We start from the raw sequence: 25,178 nt of genomic DNA on the forward strand, positions 1-25,178 counted from the left end.
TTATCAACCGGTTCCATCATTAGAAAGAACGTGATCTTTTGCGACCAATTTGCATTGATTTGCGTTCATTGGCGGAAAAAATAATTCCCATGTCATTCGGTACTTCGGTATCAGAGGACCAGAAAGCTGACAAAGGATACCAGGAAACACCGGCTCAGAGCATTTCCTGGGGGTCCGTGTCCAGGGACCAGCGCACCCGCGAGCCGCCCTTCAGGGCCCGTACTCTGGTCAGCCAGGCCGTCAGGAACGCCTGCAGGTCCGGCCTCAGATCCGATTGCGCCAGCAGATGGGCACGGTGGCGACCACCGCGCCGCTCCATGGGCGCCGGAATAGGACCCAAGACCGCCACCCCCTTGGCGGCCACAGCGGTCGCCTCGCCCGCGGCCCGCTCCAGAAATTTCGAGGCCGCTTGCGCATCCCGTGACTCGGCGCGCATCAGAGCCTGATGAGAAAAGGGGGGCAGCGCGGCCTGCCGGCGTTCTTCGAGGGCGGTGGCGGCAAAGGCCGGATAGCCCTGTCGTTGCAGGCTGAGCAACAGGGGATGATCCGGGTGCCTGGTCTGCAAGACGACCCGACCCGGACGCCGGGCCCGACCGGCCCGCCCCGCTACCTGGACCACCAGCTGGGCCATCCGTTCCGGGGCGCGGAAGTCAGCCCCGTAGAGCCCCTGGTCCAGTTCCAGGATCCCTACCAGGGTAACCCCGGGGAAGTGGTGCCCCTTAGCCAGCATCTGGGTCCCCAGCAGCAGGGGGATCTCCCCGCGCCGGGCCGCCCCGAGCAGGCGTTCCAGCTCACCCTTACGGCGCGTGCTGTCGCGGTCGATCCGTGCCAAGCTAGTATCGGGAAAGAGGTCCCATAGCTCGGCCTCCAAACGCTCGGTCCCCCGCCCCAAGGGACGCAGATCGAGCCCCTTGCAATCGGGGCAGGCCCCAGGCAGGGCGCGAGTCCAGCCGCAATGGTGGCACCAGAGGCGCTCGGCGGCGAGGTGCAGGGTGAGCCTGGCATCGCACCGGGGACACTCACTGACCCACCCGCACGTATGACAGGTCAGCACGGGGGCGAAGCCGCGCCGGTTGAGAAACAGCAGGACCTGATTCCCCTGTTCCAGCTCCTCGCGCATCAGGCGCAGCAGCACCGGCGACAGGCCGGCGCGCAGGGGTTGGGCGCGGATGTCCAAGGTCAGGAGCTCCGGCGGCAACGCACCCCCGGCCCGGCGCGGGAGTTCGAGCCGGGTGTAACGCCCGCTGTGGGCATTGTGCAGGGTCTCCAGGGATGGCGTGGCGGAACCCAAGACCACCGGGCAGCGGGCCTGCTGGGCCCGGCGCACGGCCAGGTCCCGCGCCGAATAGCGGAACCCGTCCTGCTGCTTGAAGGAGAGGTCGTGCTCCTCGTCCACCAGGATCAACCCCAAGCGCGGCAGGGGCACAAAGACCGCCGAGCGGGTCCCCAGCACCAAAGTGGCCTCACCGGCGGCCGCGCATCGCCAGGCCCGTTCCCGTTCGCCGGCACTCAAGGCCGAGTGCAGCGTGACCATCGGGGTATCGAGCCGCTCGGTGAGGCGTTGCAGCAGCTGCGGCGTCAGACCGATCTCCGGTACCAGCAGCAAGGCCTGTCGCCCGGCCGCGAGCAGCCTTTGCAGCAACCGGATGTAGACCTCGGTCTTACCGCTGCCGGTGACCCCCTCCAGCAGGAAGGCGCGAAAGCCCCCGAACGCGTCCCGGACCGAATCCACGGCCCGGCGCTGGTGGGGATCGAGCTCGGGTCCGGCAGCCACTGCCCGCCCCCCGGTCCGGGGTACGGATGCAATCCGGCAGGGCTCGACCCAGCCGCGGGCGGCCAGCGCGCGCAGGGCACCCTGGCAGTCGCCAAGTCGGCGTTTGAGCTCGGCGCTGCTGAGTCCCGTGTCGCTCGCCGCGAGCAAGCGGGCCACCAATGCCTGCTTGGGTGCCCGCGTCAGGCCGGCAACCCCTGCACGCCCTTCAGGCGTGAGACACCAGCCGGGCGTTCCACTCTCTAGCGGTGGTGACGAGGGTCGGCGCAGACGGGCCGGCAGAGCGCCGAACAGGGCCTCCCCAGGGGCATGGTGATAGTACCGGGCCGCCCATAGAATGAAAGCGAGATCCGCAGCACCGAGCAGCGGGGTCGGGTCGAGCAAGGAATCCACCGGCTTGAGCCGGTCCGGGTCCTGTTCGGTCCGCGCCGCCACCTCCAGGATCATACCCAGACGCCGGCTGCGCCCAAAGGGCACCAACACGCGCATACCGGGTGCCGGGGGGTTCCCGGTCCGATCGATGGCCGGCAGGTAATCGAACACCGTGGGGACAGGCGCGTCCACGGCAACGCGCAGAATGATCAGTGGGTCGGCAGGCATCGCGCAAGTTAAGCATATCTATAAAGATGAATCTCCCCTCGAACGGCGCCAACCCCATGTTTGTTCGGAACTAAGTTCGACTGTACACAAAATCTGTGGATAACTTTGTGGAAATCTCCCTCAAGTCAGGTCTCCAGGCTACATAAACACTGAGGTTTAGGTTGCTTTGATCAGTATTTTACCAACCATAGATTTATCAATAAAAACAATAGGATATCCTCATCTCCAAGATTGTCTCCAGCAGTGCCGGCGCAACTTCGCAGGCCGACTCAGCAGATTTCGCCCCCATATGAATAGTTGCCTATCTGTCAGCCCTAATCATTCAGAGCCCAGCTCGTCATTCCGGCAGGAATGAATTGCCGGAGGCTCTTTATGGATTCCGGACTGCTTTGGAGTGCGCCGGCAAAGCGGTGCGGCCGCATCGAACCTCAGTTACGGGGGATACCAGCGGCGTTGGCCGGGAATCCGAGCACTGAGGTTCCACCCGCGCCGCGGCGACGGCGCTTTCCCCTGGCCGCATCACCTGTGCTGGGGACGGATACCTCACCAAATCCAAAGCGGCGGCAGGATGGTGCCACTTGGCCAACCCCCCGCTTATGCCTGGCGCTGTAGGTTCCGGTAAGCATCGGGGTAAGGTTGCCGCCGCACTCCAAAATGTTCGGTGGTACCCTTCCATGATCCTTGGCAGTCTGGAATCCATAAAGAGCCTTGCCGGAATCCAGTGCCATGGATGACAAAAACAATGGGGGGTTGAACGATTGCGATGGCTTAACTCAATAGCATTGGATTGGCTGTAGCCCAGGACTAGACTGTAAGGTACTCCCTAACGATCTCATCACTGAGCTCGGTCATGTCGCCCGTCGCCATCAGGCGTCCCCGATCCAGGATCAGGAAGCGATCGGCTACCTTGCGGGCAAAGGGTAGCTTTTGTTCCACCAGGATGACCGTCAGGCCGATCTCTCGGTTCAGGTGGCGGATGATGTCGCCGATCTCCTGCACGACGTTGGGCTGGATGCCTTCGGTAGGCTCGTCCAGGATCAGCAGCTTGGGATCTATCACCAGGGCGCGGCCGATGGCGAGCTGTTGCTGCTGACCGCCGGAGAGATCTCCGCCGCGCCGGCCAAGCATTTCCTGCAATACAGGGAATAACCCGAAGACGAGCCCGGGGATCCTTTTCTTTCCATCGGCCCGCGCCGACAAGCCGATTTGTAGGTTTTCTTCCACTGTGAGCATAGGAAATATCTGCCGGCCTTGGGGTACGTAGCCGATGCCGAGGCTGGCCCGCTTTTCCGCCGCTAACTTGGCCAGGTCTATCCCCTGGTATTCCATGGTGCCGGAGTGCAGGGGCAACAGACCCATGATGACGTCCATCAGGGTCGTCTTGCCGACCCCATTGCGGCCCATGACACAGGTGCAGCGACCCGTCGGGAACTCTATGTCCAGATCCCAGAGCGTGTGGCTCTCGCCGTAATACTGGTTGACTCGCCGGAGGCTGAGCATAATTCGGTACCGGGTCGCGACGCATCACTACCGGTCGGCGACTTCAATGGTGCGACCGTCCGCGGGGACGTTGATATCCAGCTCCTTGTCTCCCGGTTTGCCGACGAACTCGTAGCGGACCGCTTTCAGGCTGCGCGAATGGCTCGCTTCGATTCCGCAGTAGAACAGCCGTATGTCGGGCAGGCCCTTAAGTAAACCACCGACTCTCCCGGTGCGACCGGAAAAGGCTCTGCCATCCATGCGGTAATACGAAACCTGGCACCTAGTCTCAAGCGCTCCACGCTTCATAGAGCCGTCGTCGGGCCTGTTCGTATGCCTGCGCTGCCTCATCGAGGCGGTTTTTCAGTCTCTCCAGGGACTCGCCCTGATCCCGTAGCGGCTTATTTCGTCCGCTGGAACCTAGCCGGCTGGTAGCCGCTGACCATTCCCGCTCAGCTACCTGCCAATCGTAGAACGCCCTCCGCTCGGCGCTATACAATTCAAGAGCGGTATCCGGTTCCGCAAGCCAATCCCATTTGGCCGCTGCTTGTGGATTGCTTTTCATGGTTTCCTCCACTCCGGTGCGGAGGTGAAAAGGATACCTCTAGGAGGGGCTACGAATTTCGCTCACGGCAGCGCGGGTGCGGCTGCGAACTCCACCAGGACAGCAATCCCCGCTGAGATATGCGGGTTAAGGTATCGCCCCGATAAGGTACCCGGGCTAATTCGCTGGTTGAACCACGTCATCATATTCGATCTCGAAGCGGAGCTTGTGCTTGGCTTCTTCCTGGGCAAGCGAGAGCAGGGTCGCCTTCACTTCCGGATCGGTGGTCTTTTCCGCCAGGTCGCTGTATAGCCTGAACGCCGCTTTTTCCCGCTTCATGGCCAGGATCAGGGCATCCTGATAACCCAACTCGGAATCGTCCGCAGCCGGCTCGACCAGATAATCGGTCATCTTCATATCCACGGTCTGCTCACCTGCCGGCTGCCGCAGCCCTTCCGCCCTGATGGTCATCAACTTTATCTTGTGACCTTCCTCTTCGCGGGCAAACCCTTCATACAATTGCCGCATTCCGAGTTTCTTCGTCTGGGCAGCCAACTGTCGATACAGATCCGCCGCCTCTTCTTCTTGGTTTATGGCATACCGCAAAACATCATCGACGGAATTCCAGGTTGCCATCTTTCCTCCCAGCATCTCGTGCGTAGACTGAAATGTGTATCGAAGACCGAAGGGTCACCAGCCGCCCCAACCAGCCATGCGAGCTAGGGGCTGTTGATATTTATTCTTAAGGGCGGGCGATTGCGAGGAATTTTTCTTAGCTGAAAGGTGCGGTGAGGAAGAATTAGCCAGCCTATTTTGACGAACCGCAACACCGTCAGCGCGGAACAGGGCCGCAATCGGACCCAAGAATGATGAATGTCAACAGCCCTTAAAGCATGGGACGTTTGGTGAAGATGTTGTAGCTGTGTTTCGCCTCACAGGCCAACAGATCCACATCCGGTACGTAAAGCCTCCCCCCCTTGAGCTCCAGGAGCTTATCGTTTCTCAGGGATTTTAGGGTCCGGTTCACATGAATCTGCGTCAAACCGCAGACATCCGCGATCAATTCCTGGGTCAACGGCAAATCCACTGCCTGAATCCCTTCCGGATTCCGCTGGCGCAATCGCAACCGGTGGAAGAGATCCAACAACAGGTAGGCCACCCGCTCGCGGGCCGTTCTCCGCCCCAGGCTCACGACTTGTTCGTAGGCAACTGCCTCGTCATGCGCCGTCATCCATATCAGCCGAATCCCCAAATCCACATGATTTCTGACCATCGTCAGGATGTTGGCGCTGGGGAACACACATAAAGCAGCGGCCGTCAATGCCTGCGCGGAATGGATGCGTACACCGTCCCCTATATCCGCCTGAAAACCGAAAAAATCCCCCGGCAGAAGCAATCTGAGGATCTGCCGCCCCCCATCCACCAGGTTCTGATACAGATAGGCCCAACCCTCGTGTAGGGTGTAGACCTCCTTTATGTCCTCACCCTGCCGAAAGATGGCGCTTCCCGGCTTCAAGCGGCGAAATTCGGTACGAAACGCCTCGGCGATGGATACCTCCTCCGGATTGAGGGGTTGGAATAACGCCAGCCTGCGTACGGGACAGTCTGCACAATGGAGCGGCGGCGCCACCTCAAAACCGGAATGTTCGTTCACAGAAAATCACCTCCGGTTCGGCATTGACCTCACGACTCTACTCGGTGTACCCGTAGCGCCGCCGATCGCGAAGTCTGCTACCTAGAGCCAACAAGCAGATATAACTACTTTATTATTTTGATATTTTTTAGCTGACGTCGCGATTTTCCGGAACCAAGCTTGTCGTATTCGCTCGGAGCCTACCGTATAAAGGCTGGAATATTCAACTACAGGGAAAACTACGAATAGGTCTCGGTAAGCGGCTGGACGCGGTCAACATCCCGGACCCGGACGTTGCGGTGGTGACCACCATCAGCATAGACCCCACCGCACGATGCGGTGACACCTTGGATTAGACTGCCGCGAAGACAGACGATCTCAGACCGACGCAAAGCCGTTTATGAGACGGTACAGCAACTGCCTCCAGCGCGATAGGCGGCTATGCCGGAAAGCGGCAACCCCTTGGGCTATGCGCGAATGCCGTAGATACCACCCGTAGGTTCACGGGTGGTATCTACGTGCAAAATTGACGTCTGTATCGCGCTGCGTCCAACCCCAGTGCTTTCGGACAGTGCGGCGATGTGGACAAGGGGGCGATTCCAAAAACGCGGTGGGGCTGGGCGCCCGCTTTTACGCCGTGAATCGCTGAGGGGATTGCAGCTGGGGAGATTGCGAAGCCCATAACCGGAAAATGGTGACCGAATCGAAGACGAGCACCAAGCCAGGAAAGCAAATAGAGCAAATGCGCGGCTTAACCTTCTAAGATGCGCAAAGAATTTGCCTTGAAGGCCTCTCGGTCCGGTTTGGAGTTGGGATCATAGCCTTGATCCTGCATTTTCTGTTTCATCCAACCCGGAATGACCCCGCGAACATAGATGTTCTCCGGATTATCCGGATCGAAATACTGCTTGTATTGCCGCGAACCCCCCGTCTTGGTACCGGCCTTACGCCTCTGGCCCTTTGGACCAAATTGGGAAATGATCTCGGTAGTTTCGAACCCCTGGTCCTGAATAAGGTCTTTGATTTGCTGCACCAGATCGAGTTTTGCCTGTTGATGGCGCTGCACCAATGCCCGTTCCAAGTCATCTCGATTCTGGGCCAGCTCTCTCAACTGCTGCTGGATCTCATCAACGCTCAGGTTTTCAACCCCCACTTTAGCACCTCCTAAAACTAGGTTATTTTCGGTTACGATGTTAACGGCTGAAATGGATCTCAGAGCCGAGATCCTTATATATAATTTATTGCTCAAGCCCCAAAGTCAAGACTTATTTCCGAAAAAAGTCCAATATGGATTACCGCAACTCGGTGACATTGTGAATGAGCTTGCATTCCAAGACCGAATCAAAGTTGGCGTGATCGACACGATGACCGAACTGTCTGTGCAATGGCCGAGCCGGTTAGAACGGATTTGCCATGCCTCAGCACATCATAAGGCCGGCGGCTACCTTACGGCCCTCAGACACCAGAATGTTATAGGTACGACAGGCAGCACCCGTGTCCATGATATCGACCCCTAAGCCCCGCTGCAGCAGGGTGAGATAGGTGTTTGGGTCGGGAAAGACCTGGTGCTTTCCGGTGCCGACGATTATGATTTGGGGATCAAGCGCGAGCAGAGCCTCAAAATGTTCCGCGGCCAGGTCTATCGCATTCTCAGGTCCCCAGTCGCTGTCAATACGCTCTGGACTGATGATCAGCCCACGCGTGTAGATTCGGCCACCGATAAGGATCCGGCCCGGACCATAGCCGAGGATCAGATGACCGCCATCACTATCCGCTGCGGAGAACTTCATGTTGGCAAGATAACCGACGGACAGGCGACAAACAAGGACCCTTGCCGAACGATTATGAACCTTGTTCGAACCATAACGCTGGTAATAGTCATCGCTTTTGCCGGCATAACCGAGGCGGAAGAGGCGTTATCGCCCTTGGTAGCATCCCCGGCCGGACCCCGAGCCGAGGTTGCCGAGGATTGGTCGCAGACCTATCTGTTCCCGGAACCGGCTTTGCGCGCCCAAATCGAACGCACTCGGCTATTCCTGGACACTCAGGTAGAGGGGCTGAACGGCGAGCTCTCCCGATTAAGGACCGAGGGGCTTCTCGATCGGCGCAGCGCTTCGAAAATTCGTAGTGCACTGGAGCATATTCGCGGTTCGATTTCCCGCATGGCCGAAGCTATCGAGGCAAACAAAAAGATCGATGGTCGAGCCGCCCGCATGGTCTCCTATGAACTGGGTATGGCGGCAGACACGCTTGCACAGCAAGTGAATAAGATCGACACAGATCCCGATAACCACGACAACGCAGTCAAGGGTGTCTCGCTGGAGACAGCTCAACTCCGGTATCCGGCAAGGACCCTTAGCGAGTGCAGCAAGCTTGTAAAAGAGACCGCACACGCGATCGTACGCCACCTCAAATAGCACTTGGATGCGGCGATCTCAAGGCCGGCCCCGGGGTGGCACAAATGAAGCATAATTGTTCGGACCCCCACTGTCTTTGCCGTCCGTGGCGCTTGGATTCCGGCACCACTTACCAGAATGACGAGGTGGGGCTGAACGATTACAGGAAGCGGTATGACCAGCAAGCGAGGAGCCTGGGAGTATGCCTGAAGACAGTCTGGAGCGGTTGAACCACCGCCTCTTGAACTTCGCGCGGGAGCGCAATTGGGAGCGGTTTCATTCTCCGAAGAACCTGGCGATGGCCCTGGCGGGGGAATGCGGCGAGTTGCTTGAGCACTTCCAGTGGTTGACCGAAGCGCAAAGTGCCTCTCTCGCCCCCGAGAAGAAACAGGAAGTCGCCTATGAGATGGCCGACATCCTGATCTATCTGGTTCGCCTATCCGAACGTTTAGACCTGGACCTGCTCGCTGCCGCGGAGGCCAAGATTGCCATAAACGAGCAACGCTATCCGGCGCACAAGGTTTATGGGGATGCCAGGCGCGCGACCGAATACCAGGATTGAGCAGCAATCTTGGATTATTTGGCGCTGTTTGGGGGACCGGACTTACCCCCGGGCTCAAGGGACCAGCCCCAAATGAACGCAAATCGGCATCCAGGTTTTACCCGATAGCCGGAAGGGCCAACGAAATATCGGTAGTCCCGAGAGCCGACAGGATGTCGGCGGTCCCAGGGGCCGACAACATGTCGGCAGTCCCAGGAGCCGACAGAATGTCGGTGGTCCCAGGGGCCGACAAGATGTCGGCGGTCCCGAGCCGGCTGGGACCGCCGTCTTTCAGACGGCTTACGGACTCCATGACCAGCTGGCGGCAACGCTCAGAGCAGACGCCTTCCGGGCCGCACCGGATAACGCCGGACAGCCGGCAGGTGTGATTCCCGTGTCTATACCCGTCACCCGTGAATATTTCGCCGCGATGTACGCCGCTCGCACTCGCTAGCCGCGTTGCGACTCGTCGCCATAGGGCCTGGCTATTCCTCCTCGCCGCGCCTTGCGCTCGGGCACCATCGGCACTCCTCGCTTACCGAAATATTCACGCGCGACGGGTATCCGAATGCTGGACACCGGCCTGATGCTCTCCGCGGCGCGGAGCTGCCAGGTTCCTACGCAACGCCTGGGAACGAGAAAAGGGTGGCCTATCCCCAAACCATGCAGGCGAGACGCCGGCGCTACCTCGGGCGTCACCTTTTACGACACTCTCCCGGCGGGAGAGGAGCTTTTGCGACATCCTCTGTAACGGCTGGTCCGTGCTATATTTTCCTTTCGGCCAATCGGGTTTCGAGGGGGTCTCTGTGTCGAAGAACAAGGCAATGGTCCTGGTGGCGGCGCTGGTTGCCGTCGTAATGGTGGTCTTCATACTCGTCTTCCGCGACAGCGCGGCAATCCGCGCGATCTTTCCTTTCGGCACGGAAGTAAGCCTGGAGGGACAGAATGCACCCCCGCCGAGGCCGGGCCAGGTCGAGGGTGAGGGCCTTGACGCGGGCGGTGATCTGAGCGCGGAGAACCGAGTCGGCGGTGACGTCCGGGTCAAGGACGCAAAGGCACAAGGCGATATCGATCTCTCCACCCAAGCCGCCGGAGGTAATAGGGACCCAAAACACTAGCCCCCGCGTCCACCACGGGCGCGGGGGCGCCTCGGATTGATCTCGACCGGGTCTCCGCGGGTGGTGATCTTTCTGTCACTATCAATCATATCCCCGACCGGCTCGTCCGCGATTTGATGGCCGATCAGCGGGCGGAGCATCAGAAACTCCAGGACAAGTTCACCGAGCTCAAGCTCCAACTCGGGGTCACCGAGCAGGCGTTAGGCACCTTCTTTGTCATCCTGGAGCAGGAGGTCCCGGCCGAGCAGTGGGCGGCACGTCTCCCCGAGATCGCGCTGCGCCACAAACAGGCCCTGGAACGCCTGGCTGGGTTGGAGACCGAGGACCCGGAGACACGGGCGCTGCTCGACCAGGCCCGGGCCGCTATCGAAGCGGGTGACTATGACCGGGCCGAAGACCTCCTGGACCAGGCCGAACAACGGGAGCTGGCCGGTATCCGGGCGGCGGAGAAGCTGCAACAAGCGGCGCAGGCGGCGGTGGAGCGGCGCCGGCTCTCCGCGGCGGCGGTGCGGGCCGAGCGGGCCGAGGTCTTGCTGATCCGGCTGCGCTATGGGGAGGCCGCGGAACGGTTCGCCGCCGCCGCCGAGCTGGTCCCCGACACCAAGCCGGAACAGCAATTGGCTTATCGGGAGCGGTCTGCCCGCGCACTCTACCGCCAAGGTGATGAGAAGGGAGACAACGCGGCCCTGCAGGCGGCAATCCGGGCCTGCCGGAATCTGCTCGGAGCATACCCCCGCGACCAAGTGCCCCTGGATTGGGCCAGGATCCAAAACGACCTGGGCGTCGCCCTTTCGAGACTTGGCGAACGGGAATCGGACACCGAGCGGTTGGAGGAAGCGGTGGCCGCCTTCTGGGCCGCCTTGCAGGAACTCACCCGCGACCGGGTGCCCCTGGATTGGGCCATGACCCAAAACAACCTGGGCCTCGCCCTTTGGAGACTCGGCGAACGCGAATCGGGCACCGAGCGGTTGAAAGAAGCGGTGGCCGCCTACCGGGCCGCCTTGCAGGAGTACACCCGCGACCGCGTGCCCCTGGATTGGGCCATGACTCAAAACAACCTGGGTAACGCCCTTCAGAATCTCGGCGAACGGGAGTCGGGCACCGAGCGCCTGGAAGAGGCCGTAGCCGCCTACCGGGCCGCCTTGCAGGAGTGGACTCGCGAGCGGGTGCCTCTCCAGTGGGCAACGACCCAAAACAACCTGGGCAACGCCCTTTTGAGACTCGGCGAACGCGAGTCGGACACCGAGCGCCTGGAAGAGGCCGTAGCCGCTTACCGGGCCGCCTTGCAGGAGTTCACCCGCGAGCGCGTGCCCTTAGACTGGGCCACGACCCAAAACAACCTGGGCAGTGCCCTTTCGGAACTCGGTGAACGCGAGTCAGGCACCGAGCGCTTGGAGGCGGCGGTGGCCGCTTACCGGGCCGCCTTGCAGGAGCGGACCCGCAAGCGGGTGCCCCTGGATTGGGCCATGACTCAAAACAACCTGGGCAACGCCCTTTCGAGACTCGGCAAACGGGAGTCGGGCACGGCGCGCTTGGAGGCGGCGGTGGCCGCTTACCGGGCCGCCTTGCAGGAATGGACCCGTGAGCGCGTGCCCCTGATGTGGGCCGTGACCCAAAACAACCTGGGCAGCGCCCTTTCGGAACTCGGCGAACGGGAGTCGGGCACCGAGCGGTTGAAGGAGGCCATAGCCGCCTACCGGGCCGCCTTGCAGGAATACACCCGCGACCGGGTGCCCCTGCAATGGGCCATGACCCAAACCAACCTGGGCAACGCCCTTCAGTCCCTCGGAGAGCGTGAGTCGGGCACCGAGCGCTTAGAGGAGGCGGTAGTCGCCTATCGTGCCGCCTTGCAGGAATACACCCGCGACCGCGTGCCCCTGGATTGGGCCATGACCCAAAACAACCTGGGCGCCGCCCTTATGAGACTCGGCGAACGCGAGTCGGGCACCGAGCGGTTGGAGGCGGCGGTAGCCGCCTACCGGGCCGCCTTGCAGGAGCGGACCCGCGACCGGGTGCCCCTCCAGTGGGCCAGGACCCAAAACAACCTGGGCAATGCCCTTAAGGTCCTGGGTGAACGTGAGTCGGGCACGGCGCGGTTGGAGGAAGCCCGCCGCCACATCGAGAATGCCTGGCATGTATACAAGGATGCCGGAATGGATCAGTACGATGAAGATTTCCGGCAGCGTTTAGGGGCGATCGACCGGCTGATCGCGGAGCGACGGTAAGAGGCTGTCTAAAAACTAACCTGTTGATTTTCTACTGGCATTGATTTTCGGCTGGCTCCCCAGGCTCCAGCGTGGGAGCAAACTTGTCCCGACGGAGGAGGGATCTTGACGCTCCAGCGTCGATTAAGCACCTCGGTAGGCTAACAGCCAACGCCGATCAGCACAGAGGAGCTGAGTCCGCAGGAGCGGACCAGACGGCGTTCCCACGCTGGAGCGTGGGAACGAGCGCGAAATCGCGTTCGCTTTTTGAATCCGCAGTTTACACAGATTTTCGCAGATTGTTTCTTTCTTCATCTGCGGAAATCTGCGTAATCTGCGGATTGAAAAGGATATCGGAGTTCATGCCTCGCAGAAACGCCGAATCATTCCCCGCAGTAGCTCCAGGGTCCGAGGGATCCGGCCAACCTCCAGGTACTCGTCCGGCTGATGGGCCTGGGCCAGGTTACCCGGCCCGAGGATCAGGGTCTCCATTCCCAGTTGGTTGAAAAAGGGGGCCTCGGTCCCGAAGCTCACCGCCTCCGCCGCGTGACCGGTGAGCAACTCCCCTGCCTTGACGATGGCCGATTCCCGCGGTGTTTCAGCCGGTGGGATACTGGCGAACAGGGGCTCTACCTCCCATGCGAGTCCGCGCCGACCGGCGATTGCCGCGACCCGATTCGTAAGCTCGGAGCGTAAATCTTCGGTCTTCATTCCCGGCAGCACCCGCAGATCCAGGTGCAGCTCACAGTTATCACAGATGCGGTTGAAATTGTCGCCGCCGTGGATATAGCCCAGGTTAAGCGTCGGGCTCGGCAAGGCAAAGGCGGGGTGGTGATAGCGCCGTTCGAGCGCCTCGCGCCAGGCCATGAGGTCTCCCATGATCTCCTGCATACCATCGAGGGCATTGCGGCCCAGGCTCGGTTCACTCGCATGGCCGCTCCGACCCGTCAGGCGTATCGCCTCCCCCATCACTCCCTTGTGCAGGCGCACCGGGCTGAGCCCGGTCGGCTCCCCAATCAGGGCATAGCGACCGCTGGGACGGCCGGCATGGGCCAACGCCCGGGCCCCGCTCATGGAGGACTCTTCGTCCGCGGTGGCCAGGATCACCAGGGGCCTGCCCAGGTCCTGCGCCCTCAGCCCCTTTGTCGCCTCGATGGCGATGCCGAGGAAGGACTTCATGTCGCTGGTACCGAGCCCGTAGAGCCGACCATGGTCTTCCGTGAGGCGGAATGGGTCGTGGCTCCAGCGTTCCGGGTTGCAGGGAACCGTGTCCGTGTGCCCCGCCAACACCAGCCCACCGGGTCCCGTCCCCAGGGTCGCAATCAAATTGACCTTACCCGGACGATCCGGTACTTCCATCAGCTCGGTACGAAATCCTGCCGCCTCCAGCCAATCGGCCAGCAGATCGATGACGGCCTGATTGCTCTGATCCAAGCCGGGATTGACGCTGCTGACGGACGGCGTGGCGATCAGAGCCTCCAGCATGGAGGTCAGGGATGGTATGGTATGGGACATACAGTTGCTCCCCAGGATCGGACCGGGAAATCTTTTAATCCGCAGATTACACCGATTGCGGAGTAAAAAAACGAAAGGATCTGCGTAATCTGCGGATATATACTGCCACAGGGCACAATTTGTGTATTTCACTCCCTTTCCCACCGGGAGGGTGTCGTAAAAGGTGACGCCCGACGCGGTCATTCTCGTTCCCACGCGCTGCGTGGGAAGCTGGTTGCTCTGCGCCGCGGAGAGCATCAGGCCGGTGTCCACTATTCGTATACACGGGAATCAAACCTGGCGGCTGTCCGGCGTTATCCGGTGCGGCCCAGAGGGCGTCTGCTCTGAGCGTTGCCGCCAGCTGGTGATGGGGTCCGTAAGCCGTCTGAAAGACGGCGGTCCCAGCCGGCTCGGGACCGCCGACATCTTGTCGGCCCCTGGGATCGCCGACATCTTGTCGGCTCCCGGGACTACCGATATTTCGTTGGTCCTTCTAGCTATCGGGTAAAACCTGAATGCCGAGTTGCCGGTCCAAATGGTCATCAGTCAGGCTTAGAGACTGTCTAAAAAAGGACCATAGGCCGTAGGCTGGGTTGCGGCCAGGGACGGCCAAAACCCAGCAACAACCAAGGCTGGGGTTCGTTCCTCACCCCAGCCTACCAATTTAAAATCAATGGGTTGGTTTTTAGACAGCCGCTTAGGCAGACCGGGAAATCCAAACCCCCTGGTTAATTCCGGATTACACCGATTGAGCCGGTTGCTGAGTTAGGTCGTGTTGACATCTACAAGGTCCGCCCGGCGGACTCTCCAGTCAACCAAATGGTGAGCTGTCAAGTTACACTACTGCATGTCATCTCGACCGCAATGCCGTCGCGCTCACGCCGTCGTGTCCGCTCCCGCGGACTCAGCTCTTCTGTGCTGATAGGCGTTGGGCTGATCGGCGTTGGCGGTTAGCCTAATCGACGCTGGAGCGTCGGGATCTGCTCCCACGCTGGAGCGTGGGGAGCCAGCCGAACCCGGTGGTTACCTCTAGCACCGCGGATTCCGGCAGATACCGGAAACAGGTTGCCGCCGCATTCCACAACGTCCGGTAGCGATCTTCCATAATCGTTAGCAGTCCGGAATCCATAAAGAGCCTTGCTTTTAACCGGACAGCTTTTCGGATTACATCGATTGCGGGGTTGAAAAACGAAAGAATCTGCGAAAATCTGTGTAATCTGCGGATAAAGGATGTCGTTCGACCAAACAACATCCGAAAATGCGCGATCCCAAGCACCCGATACCAGGACCTACCGCCTTGCGAACCTTCTTGTTTGCGATCCTGTTGATCGCCGTCGGAATCCTCATCGGAGTCGTGGGGAGAAATGAGGTCCGCTGGGTCTTGGCGAATATCCTATCCTCATATCGAGCCATGTTTCATCCGCACGAGCCGTTCACCGACCGAGCGCTGACGACTCCGCAGCTCGATGAGCTGCTTACCGCCAAGGGAGTAACCAGGGGAACGCCCGTCTTTATCCGCATCTTCAAGGCGGAACGGGAATTAGAGCTCTGGATGGGGAAAGCCGAGCGCTTCACGCGGATAAAAACCTACCCGATCTGCGCCTTTTCCGGCGCCCTGGGGCCCAAGCTCAAGGAGGGAGACCGTCAGAGCCCGGAAGGCTTTTATAAGGTGGGTCGAGGCGCGCTCAACCCCAATAGCGCCTATCACCTCTCCTTCAATCTCGGGTTTCCGAACGCCTATGACCGGGCCCACCAACGCACCGGCTCCTATCTGATGGTCCATGGCGACTGCGTCTCCATCGGCTGTTACGCTATGACGAACTCCGGCATCGAAGAGCTCTACGGGCTCGTGCAGGCCGCCCTGCGCAACGGACAAGGGCAGGTGCAGGTGCACGCCTTTCCCTTCCGGATGAGTGCCGCGAACATCGATCGTTACAGCAACCACGAATGGATCGATTTCTGGCGCAATCTCAAAGAGGGTTATGATGTATTCGAGGCCACCTTGAGGCCACCAGGGGTGCGGGTGTCCGGGAAGCGCTATGTCTTCGATCCGCCGCCGCTTTCTATGGCCGGCAACTAGGAGCTGTTGACATAACGTCATGCCAACCGCTAATAGGACAAGATTAACAGGATTTCCAGGATTAACAGGATATTATAATTGTCATTTAAGAAAAATAATCCTGTTAATCCTGGAAATCCTGTCAATCCTGTACCATTAGGAGACAAGCCAAGAAGTTGGGGTTTACTCCTTATTGAATGTCAACATTGAATGTCAACACGCCCTAGTACCTAGTCCAGATGCTCTCAACTACCGATAACATCGAGCCGGCAGTATTTTCATGGAAGCGTTATCAGCAAATCAACGCGAATGAATCAAAAATCGTTAACGATGCTGAGCCGATTGCGACCGATCTGTGTCGATTCGCATTCACTGGCGGTAACCAGCGGAGCCGCCGAAGTTCAGATTGAGTATAGGAAAAATGATCCGGTAGCCGCGACTTATCCACGGATGATGCGGATTCCCGCAGGTTGAAAACGAAACAATCTGTGAGAATCTGCATAATCTGCAGACAAACAACGAGAATGTGACCTTTTGCGATCGATTGGCGTCGATTCGCGTTCATTTGTGGACGAATTTTCCGTCTGGAGCTTGCGATGCATCTTCATATCCTCGGCATCTGCGGTACCTTCATGGGCGGTGTCGCCCTGTTGGCCCGCGCCCTGGGACACAGGGTCACGGGGTCGGACGCCAATGTCTATCCACCCATGAGTACCCAGCTTGAGCAGGCGGGGATCGGCCTGACGGAGGGCTTTGAGGCGTCTCAGCTGCGGCCGGCACCCGATAGCGTCGTCGTCGGCAATGCCATGCGGCGTGGCATGCCGGTGGTCGAGCACATGTTGGACCAAGGGTTGCCCTACACATCCGGACCCGAGTGGCTGCGAGAGAACCTGCTCGGGGAGCGTTGGGTACTGGCCGTGGCCGGTACTCACGGCAAGACCAGTGCCTCGGGCATGCTGGCCTGGGTGCTGGCGGACGCCGGGCTGGACCCGGGTTTCCTCATCGGCGGCGTTCCCAAAAACTTCGGTCTCTCCGCCCGGCTGGGGTCGTCGCCCTTCTTCGTGGTCGAGGCGGACGAGTACGATACCGCCTTCTTCGACAAGCGTTCCAAGTTCGTCCACTATCGCCCGCGGACCCTGGTGCTCAATAACCTGGAGTTCGACCATGCCGATATCTTCGACGACCTGGCGATGATCCAGCGCCAGTTTCACCATCTGGTACGAACCGTGCCCGGCACCGGACTCATCGTCCACCCAACCGGGGAGCCGGCCCTCGACCAGGTGCTGGAGCTGGGTTGCTGGACCCCCAGGGAGACGGTTGGGGACGGCGGTGACTGGTGGGCCCAGCCGGAGCGCCCGGACGGCTCTCGGTTGCGGGTGCTGCTGCAGGGCGAGCCGGTCGGCACCCTGGATTGGGATCAGACCGGGCGCCACAATATGCTCAACGCGTTGGTCGTCCTGGCCGCCACAAGGCACGCGGGTGTGCCGCCGCAACAGTCCATCGCCGCCCTGGGCCGCTTCGAGGGCGTCAAGCGACGCATGGAGCTGCGGGGCGAGCCCGGAGGCGTGCGGGTCTACGACGATTTTGCCCACCATCCGACCGCCATCGCTACCACGCTGGAGGGATTACGCAAGCGGGTCGGCACCGAGCGTATTATCGCGGTGCTCGAGCCCCGCTCGAATACCATGCGTATGGGTGTCCACAAGGCGTCGCTGGTCGCCTCCCTGGAGGCAGCGGATCTGGTACACCTGTTCGCTCCCGCGGATCTGGGATGGGACCCGGCACCCTGGTTCGCCGGCCTTGGACGGCGAGCGACCCTCTTCACGCGCGTGGATGACATTGTCGACCAGGTCGTCGCCGAGGCCAAGCCCGGCGATCACCTGGTGGTCATGAGCAACGGCGGCTTCGGAGGGATTCATCAGCAGCTGCTGGACGCACTGGCGGCACGCGGCTGATGCAGGACCGACCGCAAACCTGGGACCGGACCATCGCGCTCGCCATCACCGGCGCCTCCGGCAGCAAGTACGGCCTGCGCCTGCTCCAATGCCTCCTGGAGTCCGGGGCGCGTGTCTACCTGATGGTCTCCCAGGCCGGACAGGTGGTGCTCAAGCTGGAGGCGGGAATCAAGATCCCTGCGCGCCCCGCCGATGCCGAGCGGTATCTCGCCGAGCGGTTCGCGGCCCGTCCCGGCCAGCTCCGGGTCTTCGGCCGCCGCCAGTGGACCGCACCCGTAGCCAGCGGCACCAATCCGCCGGATGCCATGGTGGTCTGCCCCTGCACGACCGGTACCCTGGCGACCATCGCCTCCGGTATATGCCGGGAGCTCATCGACCGCGCCGCGGACGTGACCCTGAAGGAGCACCGCAAGCTAATCCTGGTGGTACGCGAGACCCCATTTTCGACCATTCACCTGGAGAACATGCTGCGTCTGTCCAGGGCAGGGGCCCTGATTATGCCGGCCAACCCCGGTTTCTACTTCGGTCCGCAGACAGTCGAAGCGCTGGTCGACTTCATGGTCGCCCGCGTGCTGGATCATTTGGAGATTCCCCACCGGCTAACGCCACGGTGGGGAAGAGATGGGGCGTGATGATTATTCGCGGGTAGTGCTTAACATCCAGTGGTCGTGTAATTCTCCCACTTGCGTCCTTTGCGCCTTTGCGGTTCAAAAAAGATGAAGCTATTCAGATTTTTCTCTCCGGCCACCTTTTACCCCTTGGCCGGCAGACTGACTCCCTGGTTCGCCGCGCTGGCCGCGGCGACCCTCCTCATCGGGCTCTACTGGGGCTTCTTCGAGACCCCGGACCGCCTCGGCGGCACCAACCCCCAAAAGGAGTACTACCGCATCATCTTCATCCATGTCCCCGCCGCTTGGATGTCCATGTGGCTCTACCTGGTAATGGCGGTCTATTCGGCCGTCGGGTTGGTCTTCAACACCCGGCTCAGCTTCATGCTGGCCCGTGCCGCCGCGCCTACCGGCGCGCTCTTCACCTTCCTGGCCCTCTGGACCGGCGCCCTCTGGGGCCATCCGAGCTGGGGCACCTGGTGGGATTGGGACCCGCGCCTGACCTCGGAGCTGATCCTCTTCTTTCTCTACATCGGGTATCTTGCCCTCCACTCAGCCATCGACGACCCGCGCCGGGCGGACCGGGCCTCCGCCCTGCTGGCCATCGTCGGTCTGGTGATGGTCCCGGTCATCTTCTGGTCCGTCAATTGCCCGGACCCCAACAAGTGCGCGGCGCTCCATCAGCGCTCCTCCATGGCGAACATGGAACCGAACATCCTGTGGTCCATGCTTATCATGACCTTCGGTCTATGGATGTATTCTTTCGTCACCATTTTCATGCGGGTACGGAACATCATCCTGATCCGAGAGGCCGATACCACCTGGGTCAAGGAACTGGTTGCCCCTGAGCAGCGATAAGAGCAGTGATAAAGCGCGCATTTTTCGCCTAAGATCGATTGGAGCTCAATGCCATTAAGTTAAGCGTCACCGGCGCCGTTTGTGATTGGTTGATCCCTGTCGTTCGCCCTCTCCCCAACCCCTCTCCCGCCGGGAGAGGGGCTTTGAGGCTTAACTTAATGGCATTGGATTGGAGCCGCCCATGAAATTCCCCTATGGCATCAGTGATTTCGACGCGCTTATCACAGAAAAATACTATTACGTGGACCGCACGGATCGGATTCCGCTGTTGGAAGACGCCGGCAAGCAGCTGCTCTTCCTGCGCCCGCGCCGGTTCGGTAAGAGTCTGCTGTTGTCCATGCTGGAGAACTACTACGATCTCAACCAGGCGGATCGGTTCGAGCAGCTGTTCGGGGGACTTGCCATCGGCAAAAATCCCACCGCCGGGCATAACCGGTACTTCGTACTGAAATGGGACTTCTCCGAGGTCAGCCCATTGGGCGATGGTGAAGAGATCAAGCGTAATCTCTATGTCTACCTGAATGATCGGATTGGCGCTTTTTCAAGGCACTATAAAGAGATACTGCCCGATCCCATTCGGATCGATGACCGGGACGCCCTTTCTTCCTTCCGTTCTTTGCTGGATGCTATACAACAAACTGGTCATCCCCTGTATCTCCTTATCGACGAATACGACAACTTCGCCAATGAATTGATGATGGGTCATCGCAGCGCGGAGGAAAGCCGTTATCAGGCCCTATTGTCCGGCGAGGGCTGCATGAAGGCCCTGTTCAAGACCATCAAGGCCGCTGCCGGTGGGCGGGGGTTGGGGAAGGTATTCATCACCGGTGTGTCGCCGGTTGCTATGAGTGATCTCACCAGCGCCTACAATGTGGCGGAAAATATCTATCTACTTCCGCAATTCAACGCGCTGTGCGGCTTCCAGGAAGCAGAGATCGCTAGGGTCCTATCGGAGATTGCCGGGGAATGCGACTTGCCCCAGTCCAAGGTAGATGAAGCGCTTTCCATGATGCGCACCTTCTATAACGGCTATCGCTTCAGTCGTCGTACCGAAGAACAGGTCTACAATCCAACCCTCGCGCTCTATTTCCTGAAGATTTTCCAGCGTGACTGCCGCTATCCGGACAGAATTCTGGATAGCAATCTGGCCATGGATCGGGGCAAGATGCACTATATCTCCCGCTTGCCCGAGGGCCGGCAGCTCATCTTCGATGCCCTGGCGGAAACAGCATCCGTAACGATTTTCGAGCTGGCCGATCGCTTTGGTGTGGAGGACATACTCTACACCCCCAAGGATACCGGCTTTGTGGCATCCCTCCTGTACTATTTCGGCATCCTGACCCTGGGCGGTGTGACACCCTTCGGCGAGCTTATCCTGCGCATCCCCAACCTGGTCATCCGCAAGCTCTATGCGGAACAAATTCAGGAAATGCTCCTGCCGGAAGGAAGGGATGGAGACCTAGTGCGTCGGGCCGCCGAGGCCCTGTACCAGCGCGGTGATCTGCAACCTTTGTGTGATTTCGTGGAACAAAAATATTTCAAGGTGTTCAGCAACCGCGATTACGCCTGGAGCAATGAGTTGACCGTCAAGACCGCGTTTCTGACCCTGCTCTTCAATGACACCCTGTACATCATGGAATCGGAGGCGGAAATCGAACGCGGTCATGCGGATCTGACCATGATCGTGCGCCCGGACAGGCGTCAGTACCGGATACTGGATATCCTCATCGAGTTTAAATTCGTGTCGCTGAAAGAGGCCGGACTCGATGGTAAAACCCTCAAAACAATGGATCGCGATGCCTTACGGGCGCTGCCCGCCGTGCAAAACAAACAGCGCGAGGCCGAAGCGGGTTTAGCGCGCTATCAGGCCAAGTTGAAGGCCAAATTCGGCGACTTGCCACGCCTGCACAGCTTCAGCGTAGTAGCGGTGGGATTCGAGCGATTGGTGTTTTCGCTGGCGAATCAAACCAGTTGACTTCGTCCAACAAAATCAGGGCACTTTGAAAAATACGACTTTCGTCAGCGGCACGCTTGAATAATCAAAGGCTTAGGGTCGCCCGATTGGTGAAAACACCTTTTTTTCAAGATGCCCAGATAGTGATCCCCGCCGGGAGAGCGATGCGCCCCGCAGCGATAGGCTGAATCGTGTTGGATCGGATCTGGAGAAGAGAGGCAATATCCGGGCGTTCTATTCGTCCAGATATTGGGTTAGACTGATGTCAATATAGGGTACCTTGAAAAATACAGTTTTCGTCAACGGCATGTCTGAATAATCAATGGGTTAGAGTCTCTCGATTGGTAAAAACACCTATTTTTCTAAGGTCCTATAGTGTCGGAAAAACCGATGTCAGTCCATTTCATCTGTTAGAGAGCATAAAAACCACCAATCGAATAGCATCAGTATCTATATGAATAAAAGTCTTATACCAATTGCCGATCAACTTCAAGAAATTCGAGAGTGCTCCCGCATTTCTAAGTCTGATTTGGCTCAATTTATCGGCACTTCACTAGTCGCTGTGGAACAGTGGGGACGAAGCTCCACATCCCCATCGTCAAAACAACAGGGGAAAATAACTGAGCTCTTTGAGAAAGTAAAAAAAGGAGAAATACTTCGAAAGGAACCCATAGTACTGCAAAATGGAACATTTGCGTCAATGGGTGCAACCAGACAGGCTCTGAAATCAGACCAGGCAGATTTGTTCACTGATGAAGAAGCAGTTGAGCTTCTAGAGGCCCCAACTGCGTCGATACTATCCCTTATTAAGAACGGTCGTTTTATATCAAATTCTCAAGAGTTCCTTCAGGACATATTGAATGCTCACCGGGAACCGGCCAAGACTGTGCCTGATGCCCAAAGGCTAGAAGTATCAGCTGGGAAAAACACATACACATACGATGCCCATACATACCACACGAAGGTTCCACCTCAAGGGATCGTTGAATTTATAGAACACTATCTTCCCGAGGGCGGTGTAGTGCTAGATCCTTTTGGGGGAAGTGGTATGACAGGAGTTGCTGCCCGAACTGCCGGAGTTGATGTCATCTTAAATGAGCTTTCTCCGGCAGCATGCTTTATTAGCCACAATTTTACTGAATCGGTTTCACCGTACGAATTCGCAGCGGCATTGAAGGCTGTTATATCTGTCGTATCTGATGTTAGAAAACAGCTTTATACAACCCAATGCCGCGAGTGTGGTAGAAACACGGAGATACTCTACACCGTATGGTCATACCATGTTTCTTGCCCTCAGTGCTCTACAGAATTCTTGTTGTGGGACCATTGTAGAAAGTATGGTCGTACCGTTCGTGAACATAAGATACTGAAAGAGTTTCCCTGTCCTTCATGTGGAAAAAACATAAAAAAACGGTTATTGAGTCGTACTGTAGCTGAGCCCGTAATACTGGGATATAAGTGTTGTGGGAAGACGCAAGTAGAGCATCCACTTACTGAATCCGACCTGGCCGTTATAAGAAAAGCGGACTCGGGCCGTTTTCTGCTGAACGATTTTTATCCTAGTACCATACTTCCTGAAGGAGTAAATCTCAACCAGCCAAGAAAACATAGCCTTACCACAATCGATAAATTCTACACCTCTCGTAATTTGTCAGCAATGAGCCATCTTTGGAGGGGTATTCATAGACTTGCAGAATCCAGATTAGCATCAGTGCTGGCTTTTGTATTCACTTCCCTATACCAGAGGGTAACACGCTTGTCTGAGTTCCGATTCTGGGGTGGTAGTGGAAATACAGCGCGCTTCAATGTTCCGTTTATCTTTAACGAGGCTAATGTATTCGTGACGTTTGAGCGCAAAGCGGCTAGTATACTTGACCATCTTGAAACGACCGCCATTAAATATACTGGCAAGAAATCTATTGTCTGTAACTCTGCTACCGATCTGTATTATCTCCCGGACGAGTCCATTGATTTTGTATTCACTGATCCGCCGTTCGGAGCCAATATCAATTATTCCGAGATGAATATACTTTGGGAAGCATGGCTCGGCGAATTCACAGATAACACAAACGAGGCAATTGTAAATAAAGTGCAGGGGAAGCAAATTGAAGAATACGGGAGGTTGATGGAACAGAGTCTTGCTGAATGCTATCGAGTTCTAAGGCATGGTCATTGGATGCTGCTCGTGTTCATGAATTCGTCCGAAAAAGTATGGAATGCTTTGAAGGTCGCCGTTAGAAATGCCGGCTTTGTTACAGAGCGACTCGACATATTCGATAAGCAGCACGGTACATTTAAGCAGTTTGTTAGTGACAACACAGCTGGTTGTGATTTGGTATTGCATTGTCGAAAACTAAAACTAGACGAGCGTATCGGCACTATAAGTAGAGAAACTTCGACCAAAGACTCGGTTTCTCTTTTCGTGAATAATCGGAATGGCAATATTCCGGTTACTGAATATCTTCATGTGGCGCGTGATAATGAGCCTGATTTGCGTAGATTATATAGCGAGTGGTTAGCTTCTGCCTTGCCTAGGGAACAGAATCTCGTCGATTTTGCGACTTTTCGAAAGCTGGTTCATGAAAGTATCGAAAAAGCGATCTAGGAACTGTAGAAAATGTCTGAAAGTAGTAGCGCAACGTTAGCCGTATTTTCTGAAGAAGAATACAGTAGGACGAAGATTCTTCTTGCTACTCAAGTTGCCCATATGATGGGACGTAAGCTTGAGGAAGATGACTGGAATAAGGTTTATTGCGCGGCGAAAGGTATTCCGCATAGCGGGTGGAGCAATTTGAACATAGATGTCAATCATAAAGGGCTAGGAGTTGAACAAAAGCTGCTACGGGTACCTGGGTTGAGGGGGCGGCCGATCAAATCTGTATGTGGTACTACGATGATGCACCCCGCCGCAACGAGATCTATCAGGATAGACGATACTAGCCTTCCCGCAGACGTGGTTATGCAGGATGTCTTCAAACAATATTCCGAACTGATAGATATGCGAACAGAGAAAGTCAGAGAAACTTCTGGAGGGATTGAGCCAAATATGCGCATTGGCTGGCTCTTATGGGAAGACTCTTTGACTGAGTTTCTTTATTTTGAGGAGCGTTTGAAAGCACCTCAAGCGGATCGATATTTTTCTGAGTGGAATGAGACACTGTCCAAAGGCGCGAGAATATATGAGAAGGATACAAACAAAAAAAGGTTCTCTGTAACAACGAGTGCGGGAATCAAAATCCAACCCTATTTTGACGTGCCAGCTCCATCAGATAGTAATCTCTACTATTTTAGAGTCCAAAGTGAACCAATTGACTACGACACTGTACAGATATGGGTGTCTTCAACAACAGCAAAAGCTATACAACGTGAACTGGGAAGTCTCGAAAAAGAGAATATCAGTAGCGCAATTATCAAGGCGGCGAAACTAACCTCTTTGGAAGAGGCTTCCATAGATGCTAGTGAAGAACTCGCACAGCCAATTCAGATTAGCCGAAAAGCCTTTGAGATATTTGAAGCAACATGGGAAGGGGTAAGTGATGAACATCGTGCACAGTTATTTCTTGAGGCACTTCATGAAAATAGCTGAGTTAAACAAGCCCTGGAAAATTGCTCTCTAACAATCGCATGCAGGGCGCCTTGAAAAAGAGGTATTTTACCAAATTCTTAACGTTAGAACGCATAACAAGAAAACCACAAATCGGTTGCCCTGGAATTTCTCCCTGCAATCGAAATAACAACCTGCATGAGGGGTACAATGGACACCTTCTTCGCCCAAGGCGGTTACGCCTTCTACGTATGGAGTGCCTACGGTATGGCCCTGCTCCTGCTGGTCCTGGAGCTGGTGCAGCTCGGCCGCCGGCGGCGTGCCATCCTGGCCCGTCTCGCTCGCCTGCTGAGGTCACAGGTGCTGAAGGCACGGGCGAACGGAGGCATCTCGGTTGCACGTGAATAGTTTTGTGATGGG

General features: G+C 57.7%; 23 protein-coding genes. 13 read left to right on the forward strand and 10 right to left on the reverse strand.

Translation table 11 applies throughout. From position 1 onward, the window contains the following. Positions 1–154 precede the first annotated feature (154 nt). The 8 genes from E1958_RS08880 to E1958_RS08915 form a co-directional block, all read right to left on the reverse strand. Complete coding sequence (locus tag E1958_RS08880; protein ID WP_133511575.1) at positions 155–2,371, reverse strand: primosomal protein N'; 2,217 nt, start codon at positions 2,369–2,371, stop codon at positions 155–157. A gap of 804 nt (positions 2,372–3,175) precedes the next feature. Next, entirely contained in the window at positions 3,176–3,871 is a 696-nt protein-coding gene (gene urtE, locus E1958_RS08885) for an urea ABC transporter ATP-binding subunit UrtE (RefSeq protein WP_133511576.1), read from the reverse strand. A gap of 27 nt (positions 3,872–3,898) precedes the next feature. Then, positions 3,899–4,111 carry a hypothetical protein gene (locus tag E1958_RS08890; protein WP_133511577.1) on the reverse strand — a complete coding sequence of 71 codons (213 nt, stop codon included), beginning with the start codon at positions 4,109–4,111 and terminating at the stop codon, positions 3,899–3,901. 28 nt (positions 4,112–4,139) lie between these two features. Beyond that, entirely contained in the window at positions 4,140–4,415 is a 276-nt protein-coding gene (locus E1958_RS08895) for a hypothetical protein (RefSeq protein WP_089728936.1), read from the reverse strand. A 156-nt stretch (positions 4,416–4,571) separates the two neighbouring features. Next, on the reverse strand, positions 4,572–5,030 hold the full coding sequence (locus tag E1958_RS08900; protein ID WP_133511578.1) for a ferritin family protein: 459 nt from the start codon (positions 5,028–5,030) through the stop codon (positions 4,572–4,574). Between the two features lie 250 nt (positions 5,031–5,280). Further along, a complete protein-coding gene (locus E1958_RS08905; RefSeq protein ID WP_133511579.1) occupies positions 5,281–6,048 on the reverse strand; it encodes a Crp/Fnr family transcriptional regulator in 768 nt (255 codons plus the stop codon). Positions 6,049–6,778: 730 nt separating this feature from the next. Further along, positions 6,779–7,180: an H-NS histone family protein gene (locus tag E1958_RS08910; protein ID WP_089728931.1), complete on the reverse strand. Its 402-nt coding sequence runs from the start codon at positions 7,178–7,180 to the stop codon at positions 6,779–6,781. Positions 7,181–7,445: 265 nt separating this feature from the next. Then, positions 7,446–7,817 carry an Mth938-like domain-containing protein gene (locus E1958_RS08915; protein WP_133511580.1) on the reverse strand — a complete coding sequence of 124 codons (372 nt, stop codon included), beginning with the start codon at positions 7,815–7,817 and terminating at the stop codon, positions 7,446–7,448. On the opposite strand from E1958_RS08915, the gene E1958_RS08920 reads away from it, so the two are divergent. The 5 genes from E1958_RS08920 (at position 7,782) to E1958_RS08935 (ending at position 12,307) form a co-directional block, all read left to right on the forward strand. Further along, positions 7,782–8,444 (forward strand): hypothetical protein, encoded by a 663-nt coding sequence (locus E1958_RS08920; protein WP_133511581.1) that lies wholly within the window; start codon positions 7,782–7,784, stop codon positions 8,442–8,444. The two genes, E1958_RS08915 and E1958_RS08920, sit on opposite strands and share 36 nt — an antisense overlap. A 181-nt stretch (positions 8,445–8,625) precedes the next feature. Beyond that, positions 8,626–8,985, forward strand: a complete 360-nt coding sequence (locus tag E1958_RS08925; RefSeq protein ID WP_089728925.1) for a nucleotide pyrophosphohydrolase — start codon at positions 8,626–8,628, stop codon at positions 8,983–8,985. 206 nt (positions 8,986–9,191) lie between these two features. Then, positions 9,192–9,353, forward strand: coding sequence for a hypothetical protein (locus E1958_RS20235; RefSeq protein WP_208108583.1), 162 nt, complete (start codon positions 9,192–9,194; stop codon positions 9,351–9,353). Between the two features lie 417 nt (positions 9,354–9,770). Then, a complete protein-coding gene (locus E1958_RS08930; protein WP_133511582.1) occupies positions 9,771–10,082 on the forward strand; it encodes a hypothetical protein in 312 nt (103 codons plus the stop codon). Positions 10,083–10,198: 116 nt separating this feature from the next. After that, positions 10,199–12,307, forward strand: coding sequence for a tetratricopeptide repeat protein (locus E1958_RS08935; protein ID WP_133511583.1), 2,109 nt, complete (start codon positions 10,199–10,201; stop codon positions 12,305–12,307). Positions 12,308–12,646: 339 nt separating this feature from the next. Here the strand turns inward: E1958_RS08935 and argE are convergent, their stop codons facing one another. Together argE and E1958_RS20240 are read right to left on the reverse strand one after the other, a co-directional pair. After that, on the reverse strand, positions 12,647–13,801 hold the full coding sequence (argE, locus tag E1958_RS08940) for an acetylornithine deacetylase (protein WP_133511584.1): 1,155 nt from the start codon (positions 13,799–13,801) through the stop codon (positions 12,647–12,649). Between the two features lie 270 nt (positions 13,802–14,071). After that, a complete protein-coding gene (locus E1958_RS20240) occupies positions 14,072–14,233 on the reverse strand; it encodes a hypothetical protein (RefSeq protein WP_166664624.1) in 162 nt (53 codons plus the stop codon). An 844-nt stretch (positions 14,234–15,077) separates the two neighbouring features. On the opposite strand from E1958_RS20240, the gene E1958_RS08945 reads away from it, so the two are divergent. The 8 genes from E1958_RS08945 to ccmD all read left to right on the forward strand — a co-directional run bounded on the left by E1958_RS08945 (position 15,078) and on the right by ccmD (position 25,166). Then, positions 15,078–15,860, forward strand: a complete 783-nt coding sequence (locus tag E1958_RS08945; protein ID WP_207787556.1) for a L,D-transpeptidase family protein — start codon at positions 15,078–15,080, stop codon at positions 15,858–15,860. A 575-nt stretch (positions 15,861–16,435) separates the two neighbouring features. Further along, the gene (gene mpl / locus E1958_RS08950; protein ID WP_133511585.1) at positions 16,436–17,794 is read left to right on the forward strand and encodes a UDP-N-acetylmuramate:L-alanyl-gamma-D-glutamyl-meso-diaminopimelate ligase; all 1,359 of its coding nucleotides are present in this window, start codon (positions 16,436–16,438) and stop codon (positions 17,792–17,794) included. Beyond that, on the forward strand, positions 17,794–18,426 hold the full coding sequence (locus E1958_RS08955; RefSeq protein ID WP_133511586.1) for a flavin prenyltransferase UbiX: 633 nt from the start codon (positions 17,794–17,796) through the stop codon (positions 18,424–18,426). Before mpl ends, E1958_RS08955 begins: the two co-directional genes overlap by 1 nt. Before the next feature lie 84 nt (positions 18,427–18,510). Further along, a complete protein-coding gene (ccsA, locus tag E1958_RS08960; RefSeq protein ID WP_133511587.1) occupies positions 18,511–19,260 on the forward strand; it encodes a cytochrome c biogenesis protein CcsA in 750 nt (249 codons plus the stop codon). A 181-nt stretch (positions 19,261–19,441) separates the two neighbouring features. Continuing rightward, the gene (locus tag E1958_RS08965) at positions 19,442–21,235 is read left to right on the forward strand and encodes an AAA family ATPase (protein WP_133511588.1); all 1,794 of its coding nucleotides are present in this window, start codon (positions 19,442–19,444) and stop codon (positions 21,233–21,235) included. Positions 21,236–21,668: 433 nt separating this feature from the next. Beyond that, positions 21,669–23,819, forward strand: a complete 2,151-nt coding sequence (locus tag E1958_RS08970) for a DNA methyltransferase (RefSeq protein WP_133511589.1) — start codon at positions 21,669–21,671, stop codon at positions 23,817–23,819. A gap of 12 nt (positions 23,820–23,831) precedes the next feature. Continuing rightward, positions 23,832–24,800: a hypothetical protein gene (locus tag E1958_RS08975; RefSeq protein ID WP_207787557.1), complete on the forward strand. Its 969-nt coding sequence runs from the start codon at positions 23,832–23,834 to the stop codon at positions 24,798–24,800. Positions 24,801–24,968: 168 nt separating this feature from the next. Next, a complete protein-coding gene (gene ccmD / locus E1958_RS08980; RefSeq protein WP_133511590.1) occupies positions 24,969–25,166 on the forward strand; it encodes a heme exporter protein CcmD in 198 nt (65 codons plus the stop codon). The last annotated feature ends 12 nt before the right edge of the window (positions 25,167–25,178 follow it).

The sequence above is a fragment of the Candidatus Thiosymbion oneisti genome, assembly GCF_004359955.1.
Taxonomy (GTDB): Bacteria; Pseudomonadota; Gammaproteobacteria; order Chromatiales; family Chromatiaceae; genus Thiosymbion; species Thiosymbion oneisti.

Coding starts and splice junctions, on each gene's coding strand:
- E1958_RS08880 (WP_133511575.1), bottom strand. CDS start 2,371: ATGCCTGCCGACCCACTGATCATTCTGCGCGTTGCCGTGGACGCGCCT.
- urtE (WP_133511576.1), bottom strand. CDS start 3,871: ATGCTCAGCCTCCGGCGAGTCAACCAGTATTACGGCGAGAGCCACACG.
- E1958_RS08890 (WP_133511577.1), bottom strand. CDS start 4,111: ATGGATGGCAGAGCCTTTTCCGGTCGCACCGGGAGAGTCGGTGGTTTA.
- E1958_RS08895 (WP_089728936.1), bottom strand. CDS start 4,415: ATGAAAAGCAATCCACAAGCAGCGGCCAAATGGGATTGGCTTGCGGAA.
- E1958_RS08900 (WP_133511578.1), bottom strand. CDS start 5,030: ATGGCAACCTGGAATTCCGTCGATGATGTTTTGCGGTATGCCATAAAC.
- E1958_RS08920 (WP_133511581.1), top strand. CDS start 7,782: ATGACCGCCATCACTATCCGCTGCGGAGAACTTCATGTTGGCAAGATA.
- E1958_RS08915 (WP_133511580.1), bottom strand. CDS start 7,817: ATGAAGTTCTCCGCAGCGGATAGTGATGGCGGTCATCTGATCCTCGGC.
- E1958_RS08925 (WP_089728925.1), top strand. CDS start 8,626: ATGCCTGAAGACAGTCTGGAGCGGTTGAACCACCGCCTCTTGAACTTC.
- E1958_RS20235 (WP_208108583.1), top strand. CDS start 9,192: ATGTCGGTGGTCCCAGGGGCCGACAAGATGTCGGCGGTCCCGAGCCGG.
- E1958_RS08935 (WP_133511583.1), top strand. CDS start 10,199: ATGGCCGATCAGCGGGCGGAGCATCAGAAACTCCAGGACAAGTTCACC.
- argE (WP_133511584.1), bottom strand. CDS start 13,801: ATGTCCCATACCATACCATCCCTGACCTCCATGCTGGAGGCTCTGATC.
- E1958_RS20240 (WP_166664624.1), bottom strand. CDS start 14,233: ATGTCGGCGATCCCAGGGGCCGACAAGATGTCGGCGGTCCCGAGCCGG.
- mpl (WP_133511585.1), top strand. CDS start 16,436: ATGCATCTTCATATCCTCGGCATCTGCGGTACCTTCATGGGCGGTGTC.
- E1958_RS08955 (WP_133511586.1), top strand. CDS start 17,794: ATGCAGGACCGACCGCAAACCTGGGACCGGACCATCGCGCTCGCCATC.
- ccsA (WP_133511587.1), top strand. CDS start 18,511: ATGAAGCTATTCAGATTTTTCTCTCCGGCCACCTTTTACCCCTTGGCC.
- E1958_RS08965 (WP_133511588.1), top strand. CDS start 19,442: ATGAAATTCCCCTATGGCATCAGTGATTTCGACGCGCTTATCACAGAA.
- E1958_RS08970 (WP_133511589.1), top strand. CDS start 21,669: ATGAATAAAAGTCTTATACCAATTGCCGATCAACTTCAAGAAATTCGA.
- E1958_RS08975 (WP_207787557.1), top strand. CDS start 23,832: ATGTCTGAAAGTAGTAGCGCAACGTTAGCCGTATTTTCTGAAGAAGAA.
- ccmD (WP_133511590.1), top strand. CDS start 24,969: ATGGACACCTTCTTCGCCCAAGGCGGTTACGCCTTCTACGTATGGAGT.